At 66.2% G+C, this 24,254-nt stretch carries 25 protein-coding genes; 14 read left to right on the top strand and 11 right to left on the bottom strand.

The features are described from left to right. Positions 1-581: 581 nt before the first annotated feature. The 3 genes from pgeF to lgt are packed head-to-tail and all read right to left on the bottom strand — an operon-like array spanning position 582 to position 3,285. Complete coding sequence (gene pgeF / locus AC2FNJ_RS02895; RefSeq protein WP_496762278.1) at positions 582-1,337, bottom strand: peptidoglycan editing factor PgeF; 756 nt, start codon at positions 1,335-1,337, stop codon at positions 582-584. Then, entirely contained in the window at positions 1,334-2,401 is a 1,068-nt protein-coding gene (locus AC2FNJ_RS02900) for a class I SAM-dependent methyltransferase (RefSeq protein ID WP_496762280.1), read from the bottom strand. Before AC2FNJ_RS02900 ends, pgeF begins: the two co-directional genes overlap by 4 nt. Then, complete coding sequence (gene lgt, locus AC2FNJ_RS02905; RefSeq protein ID WP_496762281.1) at positions 2,398-3,285, bottom strand: prolipoprotein diacylglyceryl transferase; 888 nt, start codon at positions 3,283-3,285, stop codon at positions 2,398-2,400. The genes AC2FNJ_RS02900 and lgt overlap by 4 nt, the downstream gene beginning before the upstream one ends. 97 nt (positions 3,286-3,382) lie before the next feature. Between lgt and AC2FNJ_RS02910 the strand changes: the two genes are divergently transcribed. From AC2FNJ_RS02910 to AC2FNJ_RS02930, 5 genes are all read left to right on the top strand, one after another. Next, positions 3,383-3,631 (top strand): accessory factor UbiK family protein, encoded by a 249-nt coding sequence (locus AC2FNJ_RS02910; RefSeq protein ID WP_496762283.1) that lies wholly within the window; start codon positions 3,383-3,385, stop codon positions 3,629-3,631. A 324-nt stretch (positions 3,632-3,955) separates the two neighbouring features. Next, positions 3,956-4,456: a type III secretion system chaperone family protein gene (locus AC2FNJ_RS02915; RefSeq protein WP_496762285.1), complete on the top strand. Its 501-nt coding sequence runs from the start codon at positions 3,956-3,958 to the stop codon at positions 4,454-4,456. Between the two features lie 39 nt (positions 4,457-4,495). Beyond that, positions 4,496-5,311 (top strand): pyrroline-5-carboxylate reductase, encoded by an 816-nt coding sequence (gene proC / locus AC2FNJ_RS02920; protein WP_496762287.1) that lies wholly within the window; start codon positions 4,496-4,498, stop codon positions 5,309-5,311. Next, complete coding sequence (locus AC2FNJ_RS02925) at positions 5,304-5,642, top strand: tRNA-binding protein (protein ID WP_496762288.1); 339 nt, start codon at positions 5,304-5,306, stop codon at positions 5,640-5,642. The genes proC and AC2FNJ_RS02925 overlap by 8 nt, the downstream gene beginning before the upstream one ends. Next, positions 5,642-6,598 (top strand): 2-hydroxyacid dehydrogenase, encoded by a 957-nt coding sequence (locus AC2FNJ_RS02930; RefSeq protein WP_496762290.1) that lies wholly within the window; start codon positions 5,642-5,644, stop codon positions 6,596-6,598. Before AC2FNJ_RS02925 ends, AC2FNJ_RS02930 begins: the two co-directional genes overlap by 1 nt. Here AC2FNJ_RS02930 and AC2FNJ_RS02935 read toward each other — a convergent pair. Beyond that, positions 6,588-7,178, bottom strand: coding sequence for a thymidine kinase (locus AC2FNJ_RS02935; RefSeq protein ID WP_496762291.1), 591 nt, complete (start codon positions 7,176-7,178; stop codon positions 6,588-6,590). The genes AC2FNJ_RS02930 and AC2FNJ_RS02935 overlap by 11 nt on opposite strands. Positions 7,179-7,521: 343 nt before the next feature. Here AC2FNJ_RS02935 and AC2FNJ_RS02940 point away from each other — a divergent pair, with 343 nt between their 5' ends. Together AC2FNJ_RS02940 and AC2FNJ_RS02945 are read left to right on the top strand one after the other, a co-directional pair. After that, positions 7,522-7,983, top strand: a complete 462-nt coding sequence (locus AC2FNJ_RS02940; RefSeq protein WP_496762292.1) for a hypothetical protein — start codon at positions 7,522-7,524, stop codon at positions 7,981-7,983. A 112-nt stretch (positions 7,984-8,095) separates the two neighbouring features. Then, positions 8,096-9,043: a hypothetical protein gene (locus tag AC2FNJ_RS02945; RefSeq protein WP_496762294.1), complete on the top strand. Its 948-nt coding sequence runs from the start codon at positions 8,096-8,098 to the stop codon at positions 9,041-9,043. Positions 9,044-9,062: 19 nt separating this feature from the next. On the opposite strand, the gene AC2FNJ_RS02950 is transcribed toward AC2FNJ_RS02945, so the two are convergent. Together AC2FNJ_RS02950 and carB are read right to left on the bottom strand one after the other, a co-directional pair. Beyond that, positions 9,063-10,187, bottom strand: a complete 1,125-nt coding sequence (locus AC2FNJ_RS02950) for a beta-ketoacyl-ACP synthase III (protein ID WP_496762295.1) — start codon at positions 10,185-10,187, stop codon at positions 9,063-9,065. 361 nt (positions 10,188-10,548) lie between these two features. Continuing rightward, positions 10,549-13,893 (bottom strand): carbamoyl-phosphate synthase large subunit, encoded by a 3,345-nt coding sequence (carB, locus tag AC2FNJ_RS02955; RefSeq protein ID WP_496762297.1) that lies wholly within the window; start codon positions 13,891-13,893, stop codon positions 10,549-10,551. Positions 13,894-14,072: 179 nt separating this feature from the next. Here carB and AC2FNJ_RS02960 point away from each other — a divergent pair, with 179 nt between their 5' ends. Genes AC2FNJ_RS02960 through AC2FNJ_RS02970 form a run of 3 tightly spaced genes read left to right on the top strand, consistent with a single transcriptional unit; the run spans position 14,073 to position 16,470 of the window. After that, positions 14,073-15,200, top strand: coding sequence for an aminodeoxychorismate synthase component I (locus AC2FNJ_RS02960; protein ID WP_496762298.1), 1,128 nt, complete (start codon positions 14,073-14,075; stop codon positions 15,198-15,200). Continuing rightward, the gene (locus AC2FNJ_RS02965) at positions 15,155-15,802 is read left to right on the top strand and encodes an aminotransferase class IV family protein (protein WP_496762299.1); all 648 of its coding nucleotides are present in this window, start codon (positions 15,155-15,157) and stop codon (positions 15,800-15,802) included. Before AC2FNJ_RS02960 ends, AC2FNJ_RS02965 begins: the two co-directional genes overlap by 46 nt. Next, positions 15,799-16,470, top strand: coding sequence for a CPBP family intramembrane glutamic endopeptidase (locus AC2FNJ_RS02970; protein ID WP_496762301.1), 672 nt, complete (start codon positions 15,799-15,801; stop codon positions 16,468-16,470). The genes AC2FNJ_RS02965 and AC2FNJ_RS02970 overlap by 4 nt, the downstream gene beginning before the upstream one ends. Positions 16,471-16,483: 13 nt before the next feature. Here AC2FNJ_RS02970 and AC2FNJ_RS02975 read toward each other — a convergent pair whose 3' ends face one another. Next, positions 16,484-17,710, bottom strand: a complete 1,227-nt coding sequence (locus AC2FNJ_RS02975; protein ID WP_496762302.1) for a class I SAM-dependent methyltransferase — start codon at positions 17,708-17,710, stop codon at positions 16,484-16,486. Between the two features lie 206 nt (positions 17,711-17,916). On the opposite strand from AC2FNJ_RS02975, the gene aspS reads away from it, so the two are divergent. Then, positions 17,917-19,698 carry an aspartate--tRNA ligase gene (aspS, locus tag AC2FNJ_RS02980; protein ID WP_496762304.1) on the top strand — a complete coding sequence of 594 codons (1,782 nt, stop codon included), beginning with the start codon at positions 17,917-17,919 and terminating at the stop codon, positions 19,696-19,698. Positions 19,699-19,840: 142 nt separating this feature from the next. Here the strand turns inward: aspS and AC2FNJ_RS02985 are convergent, their stop codons facing one another. Both AC2FNJ_RS02985 and AC2FNJ_RS02990 read right to left on the bottom strand, forming a co-directional pair. Continuing rightward, complete coding sequence (locus AC2FNJ_RS02985; RefSeq protein ID WP_496762305.1) at positions 19,841-20,011, bottom strand: hypothetical protein; 171 nt, start codon at positions 20,009-20,011, stop codon at positions 19,841-19,843. A 1-nt stretch (position 20,012) separates the two neighbouring features. Further along, positions 20,013-20,732, bottom strand: coding sequence for a response regulator (locus tag AC2FNJ_RS02990; RefSeq protein ID WP_496762307.1), 720 nt, complete (start codon positions 20,730-20,732; stop codon positions 20,013-20,015). 138 nt (positions 20,733-20,870) lie between these two features. Between AC2FNJ_RS02990 and mce the strand changes: the two genes are divergently transcribed. Genes mce through AC2FNJ_RS03005 form a run of 3 tightly spaced genes read left to right on the top strand, consistent with a single transcriptional unit; the run spans position 20,871 to position 22,955 of the window. Continuing rightward, positions 20,871-21,275, top strand: a complete 405-nt coding sequence (gene mce / locus AC2FNJ_RS02995) for a methylmalonyl-CoA epimerase (protein ID WP_496762308.1) — start codon at positions 20,871-20,873, stop codon at positions 21,273-21,275. Between the two features lie 24 nt (positions 21,276-21,299). Continuing rightward, complete coding sequence (locus tag AC2FNJ_RS03000; RefSeq protein WP_496762310.1) at positions 21,300-21,575, top strand: DUF1467 family protein; 276 nt, start codon at positions 21,300-21,302, stop codon at positions 21,573-21,575. A gap of 60 nt (positions 21,576-21,635) precedes the next feature. Continuing rightward, positions 21,636-22,955: a ferredoxin reductase family protein gene (locus AC2FNJ_RS03005; protein ID WP_496762311.1), complete on the top strand. Its 1,320-nt coding sequence runs from the start codon at positions 21,636-21,638 to the stop codon at positions 22,953-22,955. On the opposite strand, the gene AC2FNJ_RS03010 is transcribed toward AC2FNJ_RS03005, so the two are convergent. Both AC2FNJ_RS03010 and AC2FNJ_RS03015 read right to left on the bottom strand, forming a co-directional pair. Continuing rightward, a complete protein-coding gene (locus AC2FNJ_RS03010) occupies positions 22,946-23,659 on the bottom strand; it encodes an EI24 domain-containing protein (RefSeq protein ID WP_496762312.1) in 714 nt (237 codons plus the stop codon). The two genes, AC2FNJ_RS03005 and AC2FNJ_RS03010, sit on opposite strands and share 10 nt — an antisense overlap. Beyond that, positions 23,656-24,234: a nitroreductase family protein gene (locus AC2FNJ_RS03015; RefSeq protein ID WP_496762314.1), complete on the bottom strand. Its 579-nt coding sequence runs from the start codon at positions 24,232-24,234 to the stop codon at positions 23,656-23,658. The genes AC2FNJ_RS03010 and AC2FNJ_RS03015 overlap by 4 nt, the downstream gene beginning before the upstream one ends. Positions 24,235-24,254 lie beyond the last annotated feature (20 nt).

The following is a 24,254-nucleotide window of genomic DNA, read 5'->3' on the forward strand; positions in this document are numbered from 1 at the left end:
TGGTCAAGGATGACCCCCCAAAACAGAACTCATAACAAGCAGGCACAAAAGCCCGCCACACGCGCGCCCCGGAAAGCCCGCGCAACTTTGCGCCGACCCTTCGATTGTTCCCCACCGGCCCGAGGCACTTGCCGTTGCGGATGGTCCCAAAGCCCGGCATCCGGGCATCTCGGAGCATGATCAGGTCCGCTCGCGCAGACGAGCCACCTTGGTCGCAAGGCCGGCTCTCAGCTTCCAGGGCGTTGGCAGAGTGTGATCCTTGGCAGCTGTGATCACCGACCTGATGAAGCGAGATCCGACTTTCATTTCTTTCCCTAACCTGCTGCGGTCCTGGCGACCCTCAAAACATGATCCTTCGTGTATGACGTCGTTTTGCGGCGCCCATGGGGCTGATCCGGGAAAAAATGAGGACAATATTTCGCGTAAAAGACCCCCTTCGCTGTTCCTGCCTTAATCAGGCGGTTTCGACACACCCGACAAGCGTCTGCGCCCAGACGCAATTCCACGGGTGATTCACGGGAAAATAGACAAAAAGTTTCCGGCCAAATCGTGGCAAAACTGCCTTAATTCGGACACATTCGTTAAAGGCGGATGGCCGAGATCAGCCGCCCATAGTCCGCTTCGCCCGCATGTGTGGCGCGTCGGTAGGAATAGAACCGGTCGGGATCGGAATAGGTGCAGTGCCGCGTCCATTCCGCCGCACCGATGCCCGCGCGGCGCAGTCGGTGAAGCCCGTATGCGGGCAGATCGAACAACAGCCGGTCGCCATTGCCATTGGCGAAAAATCGTGAATTGTCAAAGTCTTCTGCCATGAATTCATCAAGGAATTCCGGGCCTACCTCGTATGCCCGCTGCGAGATCGTCGGGCCGATGACCGCGACCGTATCCGCACGCCGGGCACCGATCGATTCCATCGCGTCCAGCGTCGCCTCCAGCACGCCGTCCAGCGCCCCGCGCCATCCGGCATGGGCCGCGCCGATGACACCGGCCCGCCGGTCGGCGAACAGGACAGGCTGGCAATCGGCGGTCAGAACCGTCAGCGCCAGGCCGGGCACCGCCGTCACCAATGCGTCCGCCTTGGGACGATTGTTTTCCGACCCGGTGACAACCACCACATCGGCCGAGTGAACCTGGTGCACGCCGATCAGCGCCTCGGCCGGGAGTCGCATGGCCTCGGCCACGCGCGTGCGGTTCAGGGCCACCGCCTCGCGCAGGTCCGACGACCCGACGCCGCAGTTCAGGCCGGCGAAGATTCCGGAGGATGCGCCCCCGCGGCGGCTGAAGAAGCCGTGATGCGTGGGGGCCAGCAAATCCGACGTCAGTATTTCCAGCGTCATGAATCCAGTCCGGGTGGCGGAGAAGCCGACGCAGGGTAGAGCGCCAGCACCTTGAACAGGTTTCCCATTTCCTCGGGATGCGTCAACCGGCGATGTGCGCTGGCCAGCGCATCCGTCTCTTCCTTGCCCGTCCCGCGCGCCAGCGCCTGCGCCCGCGCCGTGATGCCCAGCCGTTCGAGAAACACGCCTTGCGTGGTCAGGCGGCTATGGGCGCATCCAGATGCCGTGGCCGCCCGGGCCAGCATTTCGAAATCGACATGGGCGGTCAGATCGGCCTGCCCCGGCGCGGCGAGCGGATCGGACCGCGCGTGCCCTTGCACGGCCTGAAACGTATCGCCGAGCGAGCGCCAATCGCCATAGTCGATGATCAGCGCCGCGCCGCCCTGCGCGGCGATTCGGCCGGCCAGAGCCGCGACGACCGGCGCGGCGGCCGGGCAGAGCTCGACCAGATCGCCATCGCGGGTATCCGCCAAACGGTGCTCCAGCGCCGGCTGTGGCGCCCCGGCGCCCAGCCCGAACGCCAACGCTCGGTCCTGCACGCCCACCAGCCGTTCGCGCCATCCGGCACCGTCGCGCAGGAACTGCCGGACGGGCAGCGCATCGAAGAACTCGTTCGCCACCAGGAACAGCGGGGCGTGCGGTAGATCCTGGACCCGATCCGCCCAGGTCGGCGATGCTTGGGCCAGCGTCCTCTGCTGAATGGAGCGCAGGGCAGGCGAGACTTCGACCAGAACCACCTGCGCCGCGGCCAGAAACCCCGGCACCGCACGCGCGGCCCGCAGGATGTCGGCCATCAGCGTGCCGCGGCCGGGGCCGAGCTCGGCCAGCGTGAACGGGGCAGGGCGGCCCTGATCCAGCCAGGCCTGCGCCAGCGCCAGGCCGATCAGTTCGCCGAACATCTGGCTGATTTCCGGCGCGGTGGTGAAATCCCCCTGCGCGCCCAGCGGATCGCGGGTGGTGTAATAGCCGTGTTTGGGGTGCAGCAGGCATTCCGCCATGTAATCCGCGACCGTCATGGGGCCATCCACGCGGATGCGTTCGATCAGGATCTCGCGCAGGCTCATTCGCCTGCCCGCCGCGCGCGCCAGACGAACCACAGCCCCACGGCGACCATCGGCAACGACAGGAGTTGCCCCATCGTCAGGCCATAGCCGCCGACGTGCCAGGCCAGTCCCAGCGGGTTGCCCGGCGACACGAATTGCGCGTCCGGCTGGCGCACGAATTCGACGATGAACCGCGACACCCCGTAGCCCGCGAGAAACGTGCCGAGGATCAGGCCGGGCCGCTGGAACGCGCCGCGGCGATAGACCAGCCACAGGATCAGCGCGCCGAGCAGCAGCCCTTCCAGCCCCGCCTCGTACAGCTGCGACGGATGCCGCGCGCAGGGGCCGGTCACGCCGGGGCAGGTCTGCGCCGCCGCGCCGGGAAACACCACCGCCCAGGGCAGGTCGCTGGGCCGGCCCCAAAGCTCGGCATTGATGAAATTGGCCAGCCGCCCCAGAAACAGCCCCGGCGGCACCGTATGCGCGACGAGATCCGAGATCTGCAGCCCCGGAATGCCGTGGCGTCGCGCAAAGGTCAGCGTCGCCACGACCACACCCAGCAAACCGCCGTGAAACGCCATGCCGCCCTGCCAGATCTTCAGGATGTCGAGCGGGTTCTGCAGGTAGTAGCCCGGCTGATAGAACAGCACGAATCCCAGCCGCCCGCCGAGAATCACCCCGACGATGATCCACGTGACCAGGTCTTCGAGCTGCTTTGCGGTCATCGGCGTGGATTGCGCCGGCCACAGCGCCGGACGGCGCAGCGCCATCAGCGCCATGCGCCACGCGATCAGGATGCCCGCGATATAGGACAGCGCATACCAGCGCAGCGCGAACTCCATCCCGAACAGCGAGACGGAGAAGATTTCGGGGGAGATGTCGGGAAACGGAATGACTGCCTGCATATGCGTCTCATTGCCCGCGGATCGAGGGGCAAGTCAACCTTGAGCCCGCCGCGCATGTGACCCATATAGGTGGCATCCGCGACACGGGAGTGAAGACATGCAGACCCGCAACAAGATCCTCGACGACATCTCGCAGCTGATGACCAATGCCATGGGCGTGGCGCAGGGCGCGCGGGAAGAGGCCGAGACGGCGATGAAATCGATGCTGGACCGGTGGCTGGCGGATCGCGATTTCGTCACCCGCGAGGAATTCGACGCCGTGCGTGCGATGGCCCAGAAGGCGCGCGAGGAAAACGCCGCGCTGGAGGAGCGTATCGCCAAGCTCGAAGCCAAGCTGGGCGACTGATCCGAACAGGATCCTCAGATCACGAAAGATTTCGGGCTGCAACCATCCGTACCGTGCAATCCGCGAGGTTTGCGCGGTGCCGTGCATTGTGACGCCCACCATCACCATTGCAAGCAAAAGCTGCGTGAGGTGCCGATATTTTGATCCCCGTTGCGGGCTGTCCACAACTTATTGCCATTGTCCCCAAAAATGGGGGTTGTCAGGAGAACGGCCACATCGCACCATATCTAGTACAGGCCAACGGGAATAACCCGGTCTGTTGAGCAGGCGACTAGCGTTGGGGCCGTTGCGGCCCTGATCCGCTAGAGATCAGTGAGGTGTACTATGGCCCTTTCCGAGCAGTATCTGGAAGAAGAGATCCACCCGATCGACATTGTGGAGCATCTTGCCGAACACCACGAATGGGATTTCGACCGCATCGGCGACGATCAGATCGCCATGGCGGTCGAGGGACAGTGGCGCACCTACTCCATCACTCTGGCCTGGTCGGGCTTCGATGAGACGCTGCGCATGGTTTGCACCTTCGAGATGGAGCCGCCCGCCGAGCGGATGCCGCAGCTCTACGAGCTGCTCAACGCGATGAACGACCAGTGCTGGGCCGGTGCCTTCACCTATTGGGGCGGTCAGAAGCTGATGGTCTATCGCTATGGTCTGGTGCTTGCGGGGGGGCAGACGGCCAGCCCCGAACAGATCGATACGATGATCAACGCGGCGGTGCTGAGCGCCGAGCGGTATTACCCGGCGATCCAGCTTGTGACCTGGGGCAACCGGTCCGCGGACGAGGCGATGCAGGTCGCCATTGCAGAGGCTTACGGCCGCGCGTAAAGCTTTGCCCCGAACCTGACGGCTAGGGGAGGGGCAATCATGGACATGTCGCGCGTCGCGGATCAGGGGCTGGTGCTTCTGGGCTGCGGCAAGATGGGCTCGGCGATGCTGGCGGGCTGGCTGGAACACGGCCTGCCGCCGGCCTCGGTCTGGGTCATCGACCCGAACCCGTCGGACTGGGTCAAGGCGCAGGGGGTGAACGTGAACACGCCCCTGCCGGAAGCGCCGGCCGTGGTCCTGATCGCCGTGAAACCGCAGATGATGGGCGCGGCCCTGCCCGCGATCCGGGCGCTGGGCGGCGGACGCACCCTGTTCGTGTCGGTGGCCGCGGGTACCCCGATCGCGACCTTTGAATCGGTGCTGGGGGCGGCGACGCCGATCGTGCGCGCCATGCCCAACACGCCCGCCGCGATCCGGCGCGGCATCACCGCTCTGATCGGCAACGCCCATGCCTCCGAGGCGGACATGGTGCAGGCCGAAAGCCTGTTGTCGGCCGTCGGCCAGACCGTGCGCCTGACGGATGAATCGCAGATGGATGCAGTGACCGGCGTCAGCGGATCTGGACCGGCCTATGTCTTTCATCTGATCGAAACCCTTGCCGCGGCCGGCACGGCGCAGGGGCTGCCGGCGGAGCTGGCGATGCATCTGGCCAAGGCCACCGTGGCCGGGGCAGGGGCGCTGGCGGAAACGGCCCGCGAAGACCCCGCGCAGTTGCGCGTCAACGTGACCTCGCCCAACGGCACCACCCAGGCCGCGCTGGAGGTGCTGATGCACCCCGAAACCGGGTTCCCCGCCCTGATGACCCGTGCCGTCGCGGCGGCCACGCAGCGATCACGGGAGCTTTCCGATGGCTGACATCACCTTTGACGATTTCCTCAAGGTCGATATCCGCGTGGGTGAGGTCGTCCGCGCCGAGCCGTACCCCGAGGCCCGCAAACCCGCGTTGAAACTGTGGATCGACTTTGGCGACGAGATCGGCACCCGAAAAAGCTCGGCCCAGATCACCGCCCATTACGATCCCGAAACGCTGGTCGGCAAACAGGTGATGGCGGTGGTGAACTTCCCGCCGCGGCAGATCGGCCGGTTCATGTCCGAGGTTCTGGTTCTCGGACTGCCGGACGCGGACGGTGAAATCGTGCTGATCGGGCCGGACGGCAAAGTGCCGGTCGGAGGCAGGATGCACTGATGAAACTCTGGATTGCCCGTCCCATGCCGCCCGCGGTCGAGGCGCGCGCCCGCGACTCCTTTGGCGCCGAAATCCGCACCAGCAACGCGCCGCTGGACGCCTCGGAACTGCGCCGCGCCCTGACCGAGTTCGACGCGGTGGTGCCAACGCTGGGCGACGCCTTTTCGGCCCGGGTCTTTGCCGAGGTGCCGCAGCCCCGCTGCCGCCTGCTGGCCAATTTCGGGGTCGGTTTCAATCACATCGACGTGGCGGCCGCGCAGGCCGCCGGAGTGGCGGTCAGCAACACGCCCGGTGCCGTCACCGACGCCACGGCCGATGTCGCCATGACGCTGCTGCTGACAACGGCCCGGCGGGCCGGCGAAGGCGAACGGCTGGTGCGCGCCAGCCGATGGGAGGGCTGGCATCCGACCCAGATGCTGGGCCATCACGTCACGGGCAAGCGCGCCGGGATCGTCGGCATGGGCCGGATCGGCCAGGCCATCGCCCGGCGCTGCCATTTCGGGTTCGGGATGGAGATCGCCTATACCGCGCGCGGCCCGAAAACGCTCGACCATCCCGCCGAATTCGCCGCCGATCTGCCGGCCCTGGCGGCTTCGGTCGATTTTCTGTTCGTCGCGGTGCCCGGCGGGGCCGAGACCCGCCACCTGATCGACGCCACGGTTCTGGCGGCGATGAAAACGACGGGCATCCTGATCAACATCGCCCGCGGCGAGGTCGTGGACGAAGCGGCGCTGGTTGCGGCCCTGCAGTCGGGCGCGATCGGGGGCGCGGGGCTGGACGTCTATGAATTCGAGCCGGATGTGCCCGAAACCCTGCGCGCGATGGAAAACGTCACGCTGCTGCCGCATCTGGGGACCGCGACCGAAGAGGTGCGGACCGACATGGGGCACATGGCGCTCGACAATGTCGCGGCCTTTGCCGAAGGGCGGCCGCTGCCCAACCCGGTCACGGTCTGACCTGGGCGCCGACCGCTTCGCGCCAGTGCTTGCGGCAGAGCGAGACATAGGTCTCGTTGCCGCCGATCTGAACCTGTTCGCCTTTGGTGATCGCGTTCCCGTCCGCATCCATGCGGATCACCATGGTCGCCTTGCGCCCGCATCTGCAGATCGTGCGCACTTCGCGCAACTCGTCCGCCAGCGCCAGCAGGGTCGCGGAACCCGGAAACAGCTTGCCCTGGAAGTCCACCCGCAGCCCATAGGTCAGCACCGGCACCTTCAGGTCGTCCACGGCGCGGGCAAGCTGCCAGACCTGGGCCTCGGACAAAAACTGCGCCTCGTCCACGAACACGCAGGCGACCCTGCCGGCGGACAGCCGGGTTTCGATCATCGCAAAGACATCGTCCTCGGGTCCGAACATGTCGGCCTCGGCCGATATGCCGATTCGCGAGGCGATCCGGCCGCTTCCGGCCCGCCCGTCGAGCGCCGCGGTCAGCAGATAGGTTTCCATGCCGCGTTCGCGGTAGTTGTGCGACGCCTGCAAGAGCACGGTGGATTTGCCGGCGTTCATCGTGGAGTAGTTGAAATACAGCTTGGCCATGCGCCGGGTCTAGATCGCAGCGCGCTTTTGGGCAAGCAGATGACGCGGCGCCGCCGCATGGAGTCGGGACATGAGCAGACGCTCACTTTTGGGGATGGTTGTCCCTCAGCCGCGACAGCGACGCCGTTGGTCATCATGAGACCAGACCAACACGAGGCAACAAATCCACCCCGCATTCACTCTTTACCGGCAGGAACTGCCGCCACTCACTCACAAAATCCCTGCTTGTCGCAGGGATAGCCAAGATATGACATTTGAATTAATAGTCTGAAATGGGAATTTTGGCGGTCCTTTCCCCGGAATGATCCGGGGCAGGGCCAAGCCGTGGATCCAAGAGGCAGTCATGGCCGACATCGGCACCTATCTGAAAAAGCACACCGAAGCACTGGTCAAGGATGTCGGGATCGAGGCCGCCTGCGAGATCACCGGAAAATCCAAGGCCACCCTGGGCCGGTACTATTCCGACAATTCCGAACATGCCGACCGGTTCATGCCGGTCGATGCCGTCGCCAAGCTCGAAAACGCGGCGACCTATCCGCACGTCACCTCGGCGCTGGCGGATCTCAAGAACATCACCCTGTCCTATCACAACAACAACTCCGACAACCCGCGCTCGGGCGGGGTGAATTCGGACGTGATCGCGCTGAGCCAGCGTTTCGCCATGCTGATGACCGAATACCAGGCCGCCATCGAGGACGGGATTATCACCGTGAACGAGGCCAAGCGGCTGCTGCGGGAAACCGTCCTGCTGCAGCAGGTGCTGATCGACATGAAGCTGCACCTGGAGGAGGAAAGCGCAAGCTGACCTCCCGCTCTGCCGTACCGTGGGATTCGGCGATCCGGTCGAACCGCGGGCCTTCGCGGTTCGCATCGACCGTGTAAGATGGCCCGGCAAACCGAGCGCAGGGGGGTGCACCATGCAGAAATCATTTAATCGGCGTGGCCTGATCGCGGCCGCCATTCTTGGACTCGCCATCGTTCAGACCGCGCCTGGCGCGTCCGCCGACCAAAACGAGGCCCAGAAAGCCGTCGATGCCTTCGACGGTGCGATGCTGTCGATATTTCGTCGCAGTCAGGACGACCTGACGGCGGAAACGCGGCCCGTCATGGTGATCGCCCGCGACGTGACCGTGATATCGAAGGACGGCGAGGCGACCTATCCCAGGAACGCACCGAGCTATGACCACCTCAAATCCCTGTCGCATGTTCTCTTGGGGATCATCGGCGCGGTCACGCCCTGGCCCGAGGGTGAGGACGGCAAGGAACGCTGGACGCAGGACTTTGCGACCATTGCCACGGAGATCGACAAGGTTCTGGCCGTGATCGACGGTCTCGGCCTGCCGGACGACTCCTTGGCCAGCCAGCGGAAAATGCTGGAAACGGCGCGCGGATTCATCGAGAACGCGCTGAGCGCGGGTGAACTCACCCGCGAAGCCGTCTCCAAGGCGATCAACGACATGCGGCCGATCTGGGCGGCGAACATGCGCCAGGCCGCGCGCGCGGAATTGACCGCGCTCCACGCCGCCGTGTCCCAGGCCCGTGCCGCGATGGACGAAGACGATTGGGCCAGGATGTACATCGTGCATCACGGCGGTTCCAGCGTGAAGAACGTCAATGTCGTCCTGCTGTACCTGCAGCGCGTGATGCCGGAAAAGGTCGCGGCGGGGCAGGTGCTGTTCGCGGAGAACGCCCACGGGACGGACGCCCTGGCGCGGCATGCGGGCTATGTGAGAATGCAGCGGCACGTCGGTGCCTGGGCATTCGGGGATCCGGGGCGGATGGAGGTGGATCTTCTGGGCTATGAGGCCGGGTCCATTCTGGACGAAATGATCCCGGCTCCGCCCCCGGCGGCGGTTGCCGAGTGAACCGGCCGACCTCGCCGCTTCAGACGTGCCGTCTGACGATCACCGATCCCACGGAATAGCCCGCGCCGAACGAGCAGATCAGGCCGATATCGCCGTCCTGCAGGTCGTCGGAATGTTTGGAAAAAGCGATGATCGACCCGGCGGACGACGTGTTGGCATAGTCCTGAAGGATGTTGGGCTGCTCGCCCGGCTCGGGCTCGCGGCCCATGACCTTTCTGCCGATGAAGTCGTTCATCGTCTTGTTGGCCTGGTGCAGCCACAGCCGTTTCAGGTCGCCGTTCGAAATGCCCTCGGCGGCCATGTGATCGGCGATGTGCTGGCTGACCAGCGGCAGCACCTCCTTGAACACCTTGCGGCCGTTCTGCATGAACTGCATGTCGCGCCTGTCCTTCATCCCGTCGGGCCGCGTGCGGCGCAGAAAGCCGTTGTTGTTGCGGATGTTGTTCGAGAATTCGGTGGCGCAGCGGGTCGAGACGATCTCGAAATGCGGCCCTTGGGCGGCGTCGATCCGCTCGATCACCGTCGCCGTGGCCACGTCGCCGAAGATGAAGTGGCAATCGCGGTCGCGCCATTCCAGATGGCCCGAGCAGATCTCGGGGTTGACCACCAGCGCCGCCCGCACCGACCCCGAGCGCACCATGTCCGCCGCCGCCTGTATCCCGAAGGTGGCCGACGAGCAGGCCACATTCATGTCGAACCCGAACCCCTTGATTTCCAGTTCTTTCTGGATCTCGATGGCCACCGCCGGATAGGCGCGTTCGTGGTTCGAGGCGGCGCAGATCACCAGATCGATGTCGTCGGCCGTGCGCCCCGCCTGATCCAGCGCCTTGAGGCAGGCGTCCACCGCCATTTCGGTCATGATCCCCGGCTCGTCGTCGCTGCGCTGGCGCAGGCTCGGGTGCATGATGTCGGGATCGAGAACGCCCTTCTTGTCCATCACATAGCGGTTCTCGATCCCCGACGCCTTGACGATGAACTCCTCCGATGAGTGTTCCAGCGGTTGCATCCGTCCGGCCGCGATGGCCTCGGCATTGGCGGCATTGACCTTGTCGGCATAGGCGTTGAAGGCCGCGACGAGTTCGGCATTGGTGATCACGTTCTGCGGCGTAAAGACACCGGTTCCGGTAATGGCGGGCGTGTGCATCGTGCTTCCTGGCGATTTCGGATTTGCACAAAATGACGGCGCCGTGCCTTCGAATCAAGGGGACATGACCCTAGGGAAGGTGCCGGGCTCCGCAGTTTCCTGCATCCGACGCGCCAATGTCCGGCATGGCATCGCGGCCGACCGGACCCTGGCGCCCGGATCCGCCGCCGAAACCGGGCGGCGGCCCGGATCAGATCAACGGAACGAAGGGAACATCGCAGGCGGCAAGGGCAAGAACGCAGGCGAGGGCCAACAAGACGCGCATGGCTGGACTTTCTGAAACTGCTCGTTGCCGCCACCATGACGACCCGCGGGACACGGGTCAACGGAGGGCGGCGATTCAGCGGACGGTCGGCGGTCTTCAGCCCTGCAGCGACTTGACCTCGACATCCCCTTCGGCCTGCGCCTTGATCGCCAGCGCCGCGGCGTTGCTGGCGGCGGCGGTGGTGAAATAGGGGATCTTGTCATAAAGCGCGATGGACCGGATCGCCTTGCTGTCCTCGATCGCCTGCGCGCCTTCGGTGGTGTTCATCAGCAGATGCACCTGCCCGTCCTTGAGCATGTCCACCACGTCGGGGCGGCCCTCATAGACCTTGTTGACCACGTCGCAGGGCACCCCGTGGCCGCTGAGCCAGCTCTGGGTGCCGCGCGTGGCCACCAGATCGAACCCCTGCTCCACCAGAACCCGCGCCGCCTCCAGCATCATCGCGCCCTTGTCGGCATCCTTGATCGAGATGAAGGCGCGGCCCCTGGACGGCAGCACCATGCCCGCCCCCATCTGCGCCTTGAGGAAGGCGCGGGCGAAGCTGCGGTCCCAGCCCATGACCTCGCCGGTCGAACGCATCTCGGGGCCCAGGATCGTATCGACGCCGGGGAAGCGGGCAAAGGGCAGCACGGCCTCCTTGACCGAGAACCACGGCATGTCCGGGTCGGCCAGCGTCATCTGGTCGGCGATCTTGGTGTCCTGTCCCGCCTTGTAGGGCGGGCGCTGCGGGAAGTTCGACAGCGGTTCGCCCGCCATCACCCGCGCCGCGATCGAGGCGATGGCGCTGTCGGTCGCCTTGGCCACGAAAGGCACGGTCCGGCTGGCGCGCGGGTTCACTTCGATCAGGAAGATCTCGTCATCCTTGATCGCGAACTGCACGTTCATCAGCCCGACCACGTTCAGCGCGCGGGCCAGCTTGTGGGTCTGGTCCTTGATTTCGGCAAGGATCTCTTTCGACAGCGAATAGGGCGGCAGCGAACAGGCCGAGTCGCCCGAATGCACGCCAGCCTCTTCGATATGCTGCATGATACCGGCCACATGCACGTCGGTGCCGTCGCAGAGCGCGTCCACGTCCAGCTCCACCGCACCGGCCAGATAGCTGTCGAGCAGAACCGGGCTGTCGCCCGAGACCACCACCGCCTCGTTGATGTAGCGCCTCAGGTGATCCATGTCGCGCACGATTTCCATCGCGCGCCCGCCCAGCACGTAGGAGGGGCGGATCACCAGCGGAAAGCCGATGTCCTCGGCGATCTCCAGCGCCCTGGCATCGGTCGCGGCGATGCCGTTCTTGGGCTGCTTCAGGCCCAGCCGGTTGACCAGATCCTGGAACCGCTCGCGGTCTTCGGCCAGGTCGATGGCGTCGGGCGTGGTGCCCAGAATCGGAATGCCCTCGGCCTCGAGCGCATTGGCCAGTTTCAGCGGGGTCTGGCCGCCGAACTGGACGATCACCCCATGCAGGGTGCCGTTCTGCTGCTCGGTGCGCAGGATTTCCATGACATGCTCGAAGGTCAGCGGCTCGAAATACAGCCGGTCCGAGGTGTCATAGTCGGTGCTGACCGTTTCCGGGTTGCAGTTGACCATGATGGTCTCGTAGCCGGCCTCGGTCAGTGCGAAACAGGCGTGACAGCAGCAATAGTCGAACTCGATCCCCTGGCCGATCCGGTTGGGGCCGCCGCCCAGGATGACCACCTTTTTCCGGTCGCTGGGGCGCGCCTCGCATTCCACCTCGCCCATGACCGGGGTTTCGTAGGTCGAGTACATGTAGGGCGTCTGCGCCTCGAACTCGGCGGCGCAGGTATCGATGCGCTTGAACACCGCCGTGACGCCCAGGTTGTGGCGGGCGCGGCGCACATTGGCCTCATCCCGGCCGGTGAGCTTGCCCAGCCGCGCATCGGTGAAACCCATCATCTTGAGCGCGCGCAGGCCCTCTTCGGTCATGGGCAGCCCGTCGGACCGCAACGCGCGTTCCACTTCGACGATCTCGCGGATGCGGGCGAGAAACCACGGGTCGAATTTGGTGACGCCAAAAATCTCGTCATCCGACAGCCCGTGCCGCATCGCCTGCGCAATGGTGCGCAGCCGGTCGGGGGTCTGCTGGCTGATCGCCTTGATCACGGCGGCCTTGTCATCGGCAATCTCCCAGACGCCGACATTCAGGCCGGGAATTTCGATCTCGTCGAACCCGGTCAGCCCCGATTCCATCGAGGCCAGCGCCTTTTGCATGGATTCATGGATCGTGCGGCCGATGGACATCGCCTCGCCCACCGACTTCATCGCCGTGGTCAGGTAAGGCTCGGAGCCGGGGAACTTTTCGAAGGCGAATTTCGGGATCTTGGTCACGACATAGTCGATGGTCGGCTCGAAGCTCGCGGGCGTGACCTTGGTGATGTCGTTGTCGAGCTCGTCCAGCGTATAGCCCACCGCCAGTTTGGCCGCGATCTTGGCGATCGGGAAACCGGTCGCCTTGGACGCCAGCGCCGAGGAGCGCGACACGCGCGGGTTCATCTCGATCACCACCATGCGGCCATCGGCGGGGTTCACCGCCCATTGCACGTTCGAGCCGCCGGTTTCCACCCCGATCTCGCGCAGCACGGCGATCGAGCCGTTGCGCATGATCTGGTACTCCTTGTCGGTGAGCGTCAGGGCAGGTGCCACGGTGATCGAGTCGCCGGTGTGCACGCCCATCGGATCGACGTTTTCGATGGAGCAGACGATGATGGCGTTGTCGGCCTTGTCCCGGACCACCTCCATCTCGTATTCCTTCCAGCCCAGCAGGCTTTCATCGACCAGGATCTGATTGACCGGAGAGGCATCCATGCCCGAGCGGCAATAATGGATGTAATCCTCACGGTTGTAGGCGACGCCGCCGCCGGTGCCGCCCAGGGTGAAGGCGGGGCGGATGATGGCCGGCAGGCCGATGTCTTCCAGCGCCTCAAGGGCCAGCTGCACGCCCGCGTCCAGATCCGCCGCGCCGTTTTCCTTGCGCGGCGCGGTCACGATGGTGGCGCGCGGGTTTTCCAGGCCGATCCGGTCCATCGCTTCGCGGAACAGCTTGCGGTCTTCGGCCATTTCGATGGCCTCGCGCTTGGCGCCGATCATCTCGACGCCGAATTCCTCCAGCACGCCCATCTCTTCCAGCGCCAGCGAGGTGTTCAGGCCGGTCTGCCCGCCCATCGTGGGCAGCAGCGCGTCGGGGCGTTCCTTTTCGATGATCTTGGCGACGACCTCGGGCGTGATCGGTTCGATATAGGTGGCATCGGCCAGCCCCGGATCGGTCATGATCGTGGCCGGGTTCGAGTTGACCAGGATGACCCGGTATCCTTCCTCCTTGAGCGCCTTGCAGGCCTGCGCCCCGGAATAGTCGAACTCGCAGGCTTGTCCGATGACGATGGGCCCCGCTCCGATGATCATGATCGACTGGATGTCGGTTCTCTTCGGCATGGCCTTCGTTCCTTCGATGATCCGCGAGTCGGGGGCACCGCCCGTGCGCCCAAATTGTCGTGCGTTATAGGGACAGCGCCGAAAGGTGCAAGGGGGATCGGAAAACGCGGCGCATTTGCCGCTTTCTCCCCTTTCGTTCGGTCCCGATTTCTCTATATCGCAGCCCACGGAAAACGGGGATGCCATTGCGGATTCGCTTCGATCAGGGTCCGGCCGGGCCGGGGACGTGTTTCGACCGGCCGTCGCGGGTGATCCGCGCCGATGAGCCGTCGGACGTGCCCGGCGCGCTGGCCGCGGTGGACGCGGCACGGGCCGGGGGCGCCTGGCTGGCCGGATATGCCACCTATGAGCTGGGTTACGCGCTGGAGCCGCGATTGGCGGCCCGGATGCCCGCCGGTCGGCGCCTGCCGCTGCTGTGTTTCGGGGTGTACGACGCACCCGCCATCCGCGCCCTGCCGCCCGAGGCCGGAGGCATCACCGGTTTCACGCCACGCTGGGACGAGCCGCGCTATTCCCGCGCCTTTGACGCGGTGCATGACGCCATCGGGGCGGGCGACATCTATCAGGCCAACCTGACTTTTCCCGTGGACCTCGGCATCGAAGGCGACAGCGCCGCGCTCCATGCCGCGCTCGCCGAGCGGCAACCGGTGGGCCATGGGGCGCTGATCGAGCAGGAGGGCTTGCCCGACATCCTGTCGCGCTCGCCCGAGCTGTTCTTCCGCACCGATGCCGGGGGCACGATAGAAACCCGCCCGATGAAAGGCACCCAGCCGCGCAGCGCCGATCCGGCCGAAGACGCGCGCCGCCGCGCCTTTCTGGTCTCGGACGAAAAGAACCGGGCCGAGAACCTGATGATCGTGGACCTGCTGCGCAATGACCTCAGCCGCGTCGCGGTGCCCGGCACGGTCGAGGTGCCCGAGCTGTTCCGCGTCGAAACCTACGCTACCGTGCATCAGATGGTGTCGCTGGTCCGGGCGCGGTTGCGTGCGGGGGCGGGCCTGTCGGATATTCTGGCCGCGCTCTTCCCCTGCGGTTCGATCACCGGCGCACCCAAGATCCGGGCGATGGAGATCCTGTCGGAGCAGGAGCCCTGGCCGCGCGACATCTATTGCGGCACCATCGGCTGGGCCGCGCCCGATGGCCGGTCCGAGTTCAGCGTGGCGATCCGCACGCTGACGGTCGATGGGAACCGCGCCACGCTGAACGTGGGCGGCGGCGTGGTCTGGGACAGCACCGCCGCGTCGGAATACGAGGAGGCGCTATGGAAAGCCCGGTTTGTCCGCCAGCTGACCCTGGTTTCCGCCTGATCGAAACGCTCGGCCATCGCCCCGGCCAGGGCTTCGTGCGCGGCGCCCGGCATCTGGCCCGCATGTCCCGTTCGGCCGCGGCCCTGGGCATCCCGTTCGATGCGGCCGCCGCCCGGGACTTGCTCGGCACCGCCGCCGGCGACGCTGCCCTGCGGTGCCGCCTGACGCTGGACGCGGCCGGCCGCCTGGATCTGACCACCGGGCCGCTGCCGGAAAACCCGCCGGCCTGGCGCGTCGGGATCGCCCCGGACCGGCTGCGCTCCGATGACATCTGGCTGCGCCACAAGACAACCCGGCGCGCCCTCTACGACCGCGCCCGCGCCAGCCTTCCCGCGGGTCTGGACGAACTGTTCTTTCTGAACGAGCGGGGCGAGCTGTGCGAGGGCACGATCACCAACCTGTTCGTCGAAACGGCCGAACGCCGGCTGCTGACCCCGGCGCTGTCCTGTGGCCTTCTGCCGGGCATCCTGCGCGAGGAAAAACTCGAAAACAGAACGGTTTCCAAAGCCGTTCTGACCTTGACCGATCTGACAAACGCCCGACATGTTTATGCGGGAAATTCGGTGCGCGGGCTGATCCGGGTGGAGTTGGTGACACAGTGAGCAGGCAGCGGTCAGACACGGAGGCAGCGCCGGCGGATTTCCGGCTGCGCGTGGAATTCGGGTTGTTCTACCTGGCCGCGCCGCTGCTGATCGCGGTCCTGTTCCCGCCCGACTGGATGTTCCCGGCGCTCTTCGCCTTCACCGCGCTGGGCATCGTCCTGCTGCATTTCACGCCCGGATTCAACTGGGCCGAGCTGCGCTATGACTGGCGCAACTGGTCCTGGATCGAGTTGATGGGATTTGCGCTGGGCATGACCGCGCTGAGCTATGCCGTCGTGCAGGCCACCCGCCCCGAAGCCGCGTTCTTTCTGGTGCGCCACCGCCCCGAGCTTCTGGCCTTCATCTGGCTCGGCTATCCGCTCGCCTCGGCGCTGCCGCAGGAATTGCTGTTCCGCCCGCTCTTCTTTCGCCGCTACCGCGCGATCCTGCCCGGCGGCCGCGCCTCGGACCTGCTGAACGCGGCGGTCTTTTCCTTCGCGCATCTGATGTACTGGAGCTGGATCGTCGCCGCGATGACCTTTGCCGGCGGGTTGCTGTTTTCCTGGGCCTACCGTCAGCGCGGCTCGTTCTTCTACGCGGTGCTGCTGCACGCGATTGCGGGCAACATCCTGTTCGCCGTGGGGCTGGGCGTCTTCTTTTATTCCGGCAACGTCGAGCGCCCGTTCTGACGCGGCCCGCGCCTCATTCGGCGGCGTCCCGCATCTGGTCCCGCCCGCGGTAGAGATAGTCGCGCGTCAGCGGCACCGCATCGCGCTTGTGCCCCAGCTGGAACTGAAACACCGTCTGGTCGCGTTCCTCGAACACCAGGATGCAGCTGATCAGATAGAACCGCCACATCCGGATGAAACGGTCGTCATACATCGCGCGCACCTGCTCGATGTTGGATTCGAACCGCGCCAGCCAACCCCGCAGCGTCCGCGCATAGTGCAGGCGCAGGCTTTCGATATCCAGGTTCCACAGCCCCGCGCGCCCGATCGGCCCGACGAGTTCCGAGATCGAGGGCACGTAGCCACCGGGAAAGATGTACTTGTTGAGCCAGGGCGACTGGGTCGTGGGCGGCCCGTTCCGCCCGATCGTGTGGATCAGCGCCACGCCGTCCGGTTTCAGCAGGCGCGCCACCTTGCCGAAATACTGGTCGTAGTGCGGGGCGCCGACATGTTCCAGCATTCCGACCGAGACGATGCGGTCGAACTGCCCGTCCAGTTCCCGATAGTCCTGCAGGCGGATGTCGATGCGGTCCGACAGTCCGGCCTCGGCGGCGCGGGCGGTTGCGGTCTGCTGCTGGTTTCGCGACAGGGTCAGCCCGGTGACGGACACGCCGAAATCGCGCGCCAGCGTCAGCGCCATCCCGCCCCAGCCACAGCCGATGTCCAGCACCCGCTGTCCGGGTTCGAGGCAGAGCTTTCGCGCGATATGGGCCTTCTTGGCGGCCTGCGCCTCGTCCAGCGTGCGGTCGGGCGTCTCGAAATAGGCGCAGCTGTACTGCATGTCCTGATCCAGCATCAGCCGGTAGAAGTCGTCCGACAGATCATAGTGATGGGCCACGTTGCGCCGCGCCAGCCGCGCCGTGTTGCGTTGCGTGAGCGGGCGCAGGAAAAAGCGGAGGCGATCGATCCACTTGTAGTAGGAGGGCAGGTTGCCCTCCGCGAGGTTGCGAATCGCCACCCGCATCACCTCTTCCAGGCTGCTGCCCTCCACCGTCAGGGTGCCGTTCATGAACCCTTCGCCAAAGGCCAGTTCGGGATTGCGGCACAGCCCCCGCAACAGGGCGGGGTCGTGGATCTGAAAGGCGGGGACCGGGCCGGCTCCGTCGCCATAGGTCTTTTCGGTCCCGTCAGGATAACGCACCCGCAGCCCGCCCTTGCGGACGAACCTGTTCAACACACGATCGAGTATTCTCTGCCACATGGTCCTACTCTTTCCCGCCCGGTGCGCCGGACGCATCGAAATTGCAGCCAACCTCTCCTTATCACAGCATTGGAATTATACACCAATTTTACGTTTCGTCGGGCTTTTGGATCACTCTGGGCGCTCGCCCGCCCGCAGCCCTTGACTTCCCGGCCCTATCGCGGTGTATCGGCGCGACGTTTTCTGTGCCCGAAGGGATATGACCGATGCACGCCTATCGCAGCCATACCTGCGCCGATCTGACCGCCGCCAATGTCGGTGACACCGTCCGCCTGTCGGGCTGGGTCCACCGGGTGCGCGACCACGGCGGCGTGCTGTTCATCGACCTGCGCGACCATTTCGGCATCACCCAGGTGCTCTGCGACGGCGACAGCGCGGCATTTGCCGAACTGGAAAAGGTCCGCTCGGAATGGTGCATCCGCATCGACGGCACCGTCAAGGCCCGCGACCCGGAGCTTGTGAACCCCAAGCTCCCGACCGGTGAGATCGAGGTCTATGTGCGCGCACTGGAGGTTCTGGGCAAGGCCGAGGAACTGCCGCTGATGGTGTTCGGCGATCAGGAATACCCCGAGGAAACCCGCCTGCGCTATCGCTATCTGGACCTGCGCCGCGAGGCGATGCAGCGCAACATGACGCTGCGCTCGGACGTGGTGGCCTCGATGCGCAAGCGGATGTGGGACATCGGGTTCCGCGAGTACCAGACCCCGATCATCACCGCGTCCAGCCCCGAAGGCGCGCGCGACTTTCTGGTGCCGTCGCGCCTGCATCCGGGCAAGTTCTATGCGCTGCCGCAGGCGCCGCAGCAGTTCAAGCAGCTGATCATGGTGTCGGGCTTCGACCGCTATTTCCAGATCGCGCCCTGTTTCCGCGACGAAGACCCGCGCGCCGACCGCGCGCCCACAGATTTCTACCAGCTCGACATGGAGATGTCCTTTGTCGAGCAGCAGGACATCTTCGACACCATCGCGCCGGTTCTGGCCGGCGTGTTCGAGGAGTTCGGCAGCGGCCGCCGCGTGGACGCGCCGCAGGACTGGCCGCAGATCTCCTATCGCGACGCCGCGCTCTGGTACGGCACCGACAAGCCCGACCTGCGCAACCCGATCAAGATGCAGGTAGTGTCCGAGCACTTCCGCGGCTCGGGCTTTGCGATCTTCGCCAAGCTGCTGGAGCAGGACGGCACCGAGATCCGCGCGATCCCCGCGCCGGGGGGCGGCAGCCGCAAGTTCTGCGACCGCATGAACGCCTTTGCTCAGAAAGAGGGCCTGCCGGGGATGGGGTATATCTTCTGGCGCGATCAGGGCGAAGGAATGGAAGCGGCCGGCCCCTTGGCCAAGAACATCGGCCCCGAGCGTACCGAGGCGATCCGCCAGCAGCTGGGGCTGGGCGTCGGGGACGCGGCGTTCTTTCTAGGCGGCAAGCCCAAGAGCTTCGAAAAGGTCGCCGGCAAGGCCCGCGACGTGATCGGCGCGGAACTCGGCCTCACCGAGCAGGACCGGTTCGCCTTTGCGTGGGTGGTGGATTTTCCGATCTATGAAAGGGATGAGGAAACCGGAAAGATCGATTTCGAGCACAACCCGTTTTCGATGCCGCAGGGTGGCATGGCGGCGCTGGAGGGCGATCCGCTCGACGTGCTGGGCTATCAGTACGACCTGTCCTGCAACGGGTACGAGATCCTGTCGGGCGCGATCCGGAACCACATCCCCGAGATCATGTTCAAGGCGTTCGAGATCGCCGGATACGGCGCGGACGAGGTGCGCCGGCGCTTCGGCGGGCTGGTCAACGCCTTCCAGTACGGCGCCCCGCCGCATGGCGGCTGCGCGGCGGGCATCGACCGCATCGTGATGCTGCTGGCCGACACCGCGAACATCCGCGAGGTCATCATGTTCCCGATGAACCAGCGGGCCGAAGATCTGATGATGTCGGCCCCCTCGGAGCCCACATCGGATCAGCTGATGGAGCTGGGCCTGCGCCTGATCCCGCGGGAGTAGAGCCGCGAAGGCTCTGCCCGGCCTGTTCCTGCGGCGGTTTCCGGCGCTTGGCGGAAAGCCGTGCCGCGGTCGCGAACTGGCCGGAGCGTCCGGGATTCAGGTGCGGCCGATGCGGGTTTGGCCCTGGCCCCCAAATTGCGCTTCATCGCCGCGCTTGCGTCGAACGGCCGGACTCGCCGGGCGGCCGGCACAGGCCGAGCTCTTCGATCCCCAGCCGGACCCGCCTGAGCCGGATGCTCCGCGCCAGCGCGCGGGCCTGGAAACATACCGTCACATACAGCGCCGCGACCGCGATCAGCAGGCTTTCCGCCATGTCAGATCGCCTCGCGCCGGTCCAGACGGTTCTGCACCATCCCGGCCAGGCGCGCGGCGCTGGCGGCGAGCGGTGCGCCGCGCGCCCGCGAGCGGGCCAGATCCTGCGCCGCCTGCGCCAGCGGCAGGTCGTCCGCGGCCCGCGCTACCCCGCCGATGAACTGCGCCGCATAGTCCAGCGCGCGGGTGTCGCTGGCATCCGACAGCACATCGGCGATATGCGCCATGTCGTCCCGATAGGCCATGGGATCGGGGCGGACCAGGTCATCCTGAACCGGGCGCGGGCCGACCGGGCGCCGCTCTTCCGGCAGGCGCGACAGGATGCAGTCCTGGAACCCGGCCAGCGAGGCCAGCGGCTTGGCCAGGAACCCGTCGGCGCCCGCCGCCAGCGCGGCCGCCTGCGCCGTGTCCTCGCCCGACATGCCCAGGATCACGTCGATCCGCGGCGTGGCGTCGGCCAGTTCCTCGATCAGGTCCAGACCCGACCCGTCCGGCAGGCCGATATCCACGATGATGACCGAGGGGCGATAGACCTGCAGGTGGCGGCGCGCCGATTTCAGGCAGTCCGCGCGCCGCAGGCGCGCCCCGCTGCGCAGGCACATCAGGCGCAGCGCCTCGCAGGCATAACGGCTGTCCTCGACCGCCAGTATCGTCAGGCCCAGCAGCGGCCGGGTCGAACCGGGGATCGTGTGCAGGGCGGCAAAGGGATCCGAATCATCCATGGCAGGCTTCCTTTCAGCAGACGCCCCGACGCTAGGCAGATACGGCTAACGCGGGGTTAATGGGCGTTTTGGCGCACTTGCCCTCGGGCGCGGCAGCCCCCATAACCTCGGCAACCCGATGGATCGAGGAGGAAGCCCATGATCGGCCGTTTGAACCACGTCGCCATTGCCGTCCCGGATCTCGCCGCGGCATCCGAACAGTACCGCACCGCGCTGGGCGCCAGGGTTGGCGCGCCGCAGGACGAGCCGGATCACGGTGTGACCGTGGTGTTCATCGAACTGCCCAACACCAAGATCGAGCTGCTCTATCCCCTGGGCGAGGACAGCCCGATCAAGGGGTTTCTCGAAAAGAACCCTTCGGGCGGCATCCATCACGTCTGTTACGAGGTCGAGGACATCATCGCCGCCCGCGACCACCTCAAGGAAACCGGCGCGCGGGTGCTGGGCTCGGGCGAGCCCAAGATCGGCGCCCACGGCAAACCGGTCCTGTTCCTGCACCCCAAGGATTTCAACGGCTGCCTGGTCGAACTGGAACAGGTCTGACGCCGCGCTGACAGAGGTTTCGCCATGACGATCACCGCCGCCTTGGTGCTTTTCTCCGTCATCTGGTTCATGACCTTCCTCGTGGTCCTGCCGATCCGGATCAAGACGCAGGGGGATCTGGGCGACGTGGTGCCCGGCACCCATGCCGGCGCGCCCGAGGTGCATCACCTGAAGAAGAAGGCGTGGATCACCACCGCGATCGCGGTGGTGCTGTGGGCGATCATCGCGGGGATCATCGTTTCCGGCCTGATCACGGTGCGCGATTTCGACTGGATGAACCGGCTGGGTCCGCCCGACTGACCTCGCCGGCCGCACATCGGCGGGACCAACGGCCCGATCCGGACCTGAGGGGGAGAGCGGATGCCCGGTTGGCTATTGTTTCTGGTCTATCTCGGCCTGATGCTGGCGCCGCTTGGGCTGGCGGTGGCGCAGGGCATCCCGCCGCGCTCGCTTTGGGACGAACTGGCCACCGGCGCCGGGATGCTGGCCATGGTCATCCTGCTGGTCGAATTTCCGCTTTCCGGCCGGTTTCGGCTGATCTCGCGCCGGATCGGCATGGATGTGACCATGCGCTGGCATCAGCTGCTGGCGCGTGTGGCGCTGGTTCTGGCGCTGGTTCATCCCTTTCTGTACCGGGCCGAGCGCAATCCGGCCTATCCCTGGGACGCAACCCGGCAGCTGACGCTGTCCTGGCAGCCCGAGACCATCCTGCCCGGCGCCGCCGCCTGGGCCCTGCTGGCGGTGCTGGTCGGTCTTGCCCTGTCGCGCAGCGCACCGGGCAAGCGGTATGAATCCTGGCGGTTGGCGCATGGGCTGACGGCCCTTGCGATTGCGGGTTTCGCGCTCTGGCACGCTCTGGTGGCCGGCCGGTACAGCGCCGACCCGATCCTGGCCGGGTACTGGCTGGGGCTGGGCGGCATCGCGGTCCTGTCGCTGCTCCGGGTCTACCTGCTGTCGCCGCTGGCCCGGTTGCGGCGCCCCTGGCGGGTCACGCGCATCGGCAGGATCGCCGAGCGCACATGGGAACTGGTGCTGGCCCCCGACGGTCATGACGGCATGCGGTACGAGGCCGGGCAGTTTGCCTGGCTGCACGTGGGGCGCAACCCGTTCTCGGTGAACGACAACCCGTTCTCGATCGCCTCGGCGCCGTCCGAGGGGCCCGAGATCCGCTTCGTCATCAAGGAACTCGGGGATTTCACCCGCAGCCTGGGCGGGATCGAGCCGGGTGCGCGGGCCTATCTCGACGCGCCGTTCGGAAGTCTGACGCTGCGCGGGCAGGCGGCTCCGGGCGTGGCGCTGATCGCGGGCGGCGTCGGCGTCGCGCCGATGCTGGGCCTTCTGCGCGAGTTGCGGGCGCAGGACGATCCGAGGCCGGTGACGCTGGTCTACGGCAACCGGGCCGCGTCGCAGATCGTCGATCCCGAGGCTTTGGCCGCCCTGGAGCGCGAGGGCCGGCTGCGCCTGGTCCATACCCTCTCCGAGCCGCCCGAGAACTGGCAGGGCGAGGTCGGGATGATCGACCGGGCGTTGCTTGAACGGGTGTTCCCGGACCCGGCCCAGCGGGACTGGGTCTATGTCCTGTGCGGCCCGCCGGCGATGCTCAGGGCGGTGCGGGGGGATCTGATCGCGATGGGAGTCCCGCCGCGCCGCATTCTCAGCGAATCCTTCGTCTACGACTGACCTCGCGTCCCGGACCGGTCGTTCAAACCGTGATAGATGTGGGTAAAGGTCGCCGCGCCCAGTATCGGGATCAGCAGGTTGACCAGCGGCACCGACAGCGGCACCGCCATCAGCGTCCCGGCGATCCAGATCGTCGGCATGTGCTTCGCCCTGAGCCTGCGCGCGCCGTCCCGGCCAAGCCGCCGCATCGCCGCCAGTGTGAAATACTCCCGACCCAGCAGGAACCCGTTCATGCCCCAGAAGATGAACGGCGCCAGCGGCGTGAAGATCACGTAGAGGATGAGTGCCAGCAGGTTCGCCGCGACCAGCACGCCGAGAAATCCCAGCGAATCGCGCACCGCATCCCGGAACGGCACGGGTTCGACCCGCGGAAGGCCCGGATAGTGCCGGTCCTCGACCGCCTGCGCCACGTCGTCCAGAAACATCGAGGTGATGGCCGAGGCCACCGGCACCATCAGCACCACCGACAGCAGCAGCATCAGCGGTATCATCGCCCAGCTGAGCACGTTGCCGACCCAGCTGACCGTGCCGATCCAGGGCAGGGTCACGGTATCGCCGACGAAGATGCGTGCGCCCCAGACCGCCACCACCGTGAAGCCGAACAGCAGCGCCAGGGTCAGGCCGACGCCCAGCAGCAGAACCTTGCGAAAGCGCGGGTCTCCCAATTGCCCGAGGGCCAGAAGGAACCCGTTCAGGACAATCATTCGCTCACCCATTCGGTGATGGCGTCCACGTCGGGCCGGGGCCGTTCCGGCGGGGCGGCGCCTTCGGTGGCGATATGGACAAAGCCGGCGATGCGCTCATTGTCGGCAAGGCCCAGCGCCTGCGTGCAGAACGTCCGGTCATGGGCGACCCAGCCCGTCAGCCAGTTCGCGCCCCATCCCGCGGCCAGCGCGGCGTTGAGCAGCGCCAGGCACACGGCGCCGGCGGAATAGCTCTGCTCGATGGGCGGCACCTTGTCCGAGGGTTTCTGAACCTCGATCACCGCCACCGCCAGCTGCCCCAGGTCGAACTGGCTGCGCGCCTTGGCGATGTCCTCGGGCGGTTTGCCCAGGGCCTTGGCGCGGGCCTCGGCCAGGTCCGCCAGGCGCGGCATCGCCCCTTTTTCCAGCACGACGAAGCGCCAGGGTTCGAGCTTGCCGTGATCCGGGCTGCGCGCCGCGGCGGTCAGCAGCGGGCGCAGCTCGTCGCGGGTCGGCGCGGGCGCGCTCAGGGTCTTGGCCGGCCGCGAACGGCGCGACAGCAGAAAATCCAGGGCGGCGGGGTTCTTCAGCGTCATATGTGAAACCCTTTTACATA

It is taken from the genome of Ruegeria sp. BHSB196 (assembly GCF_059613135.1).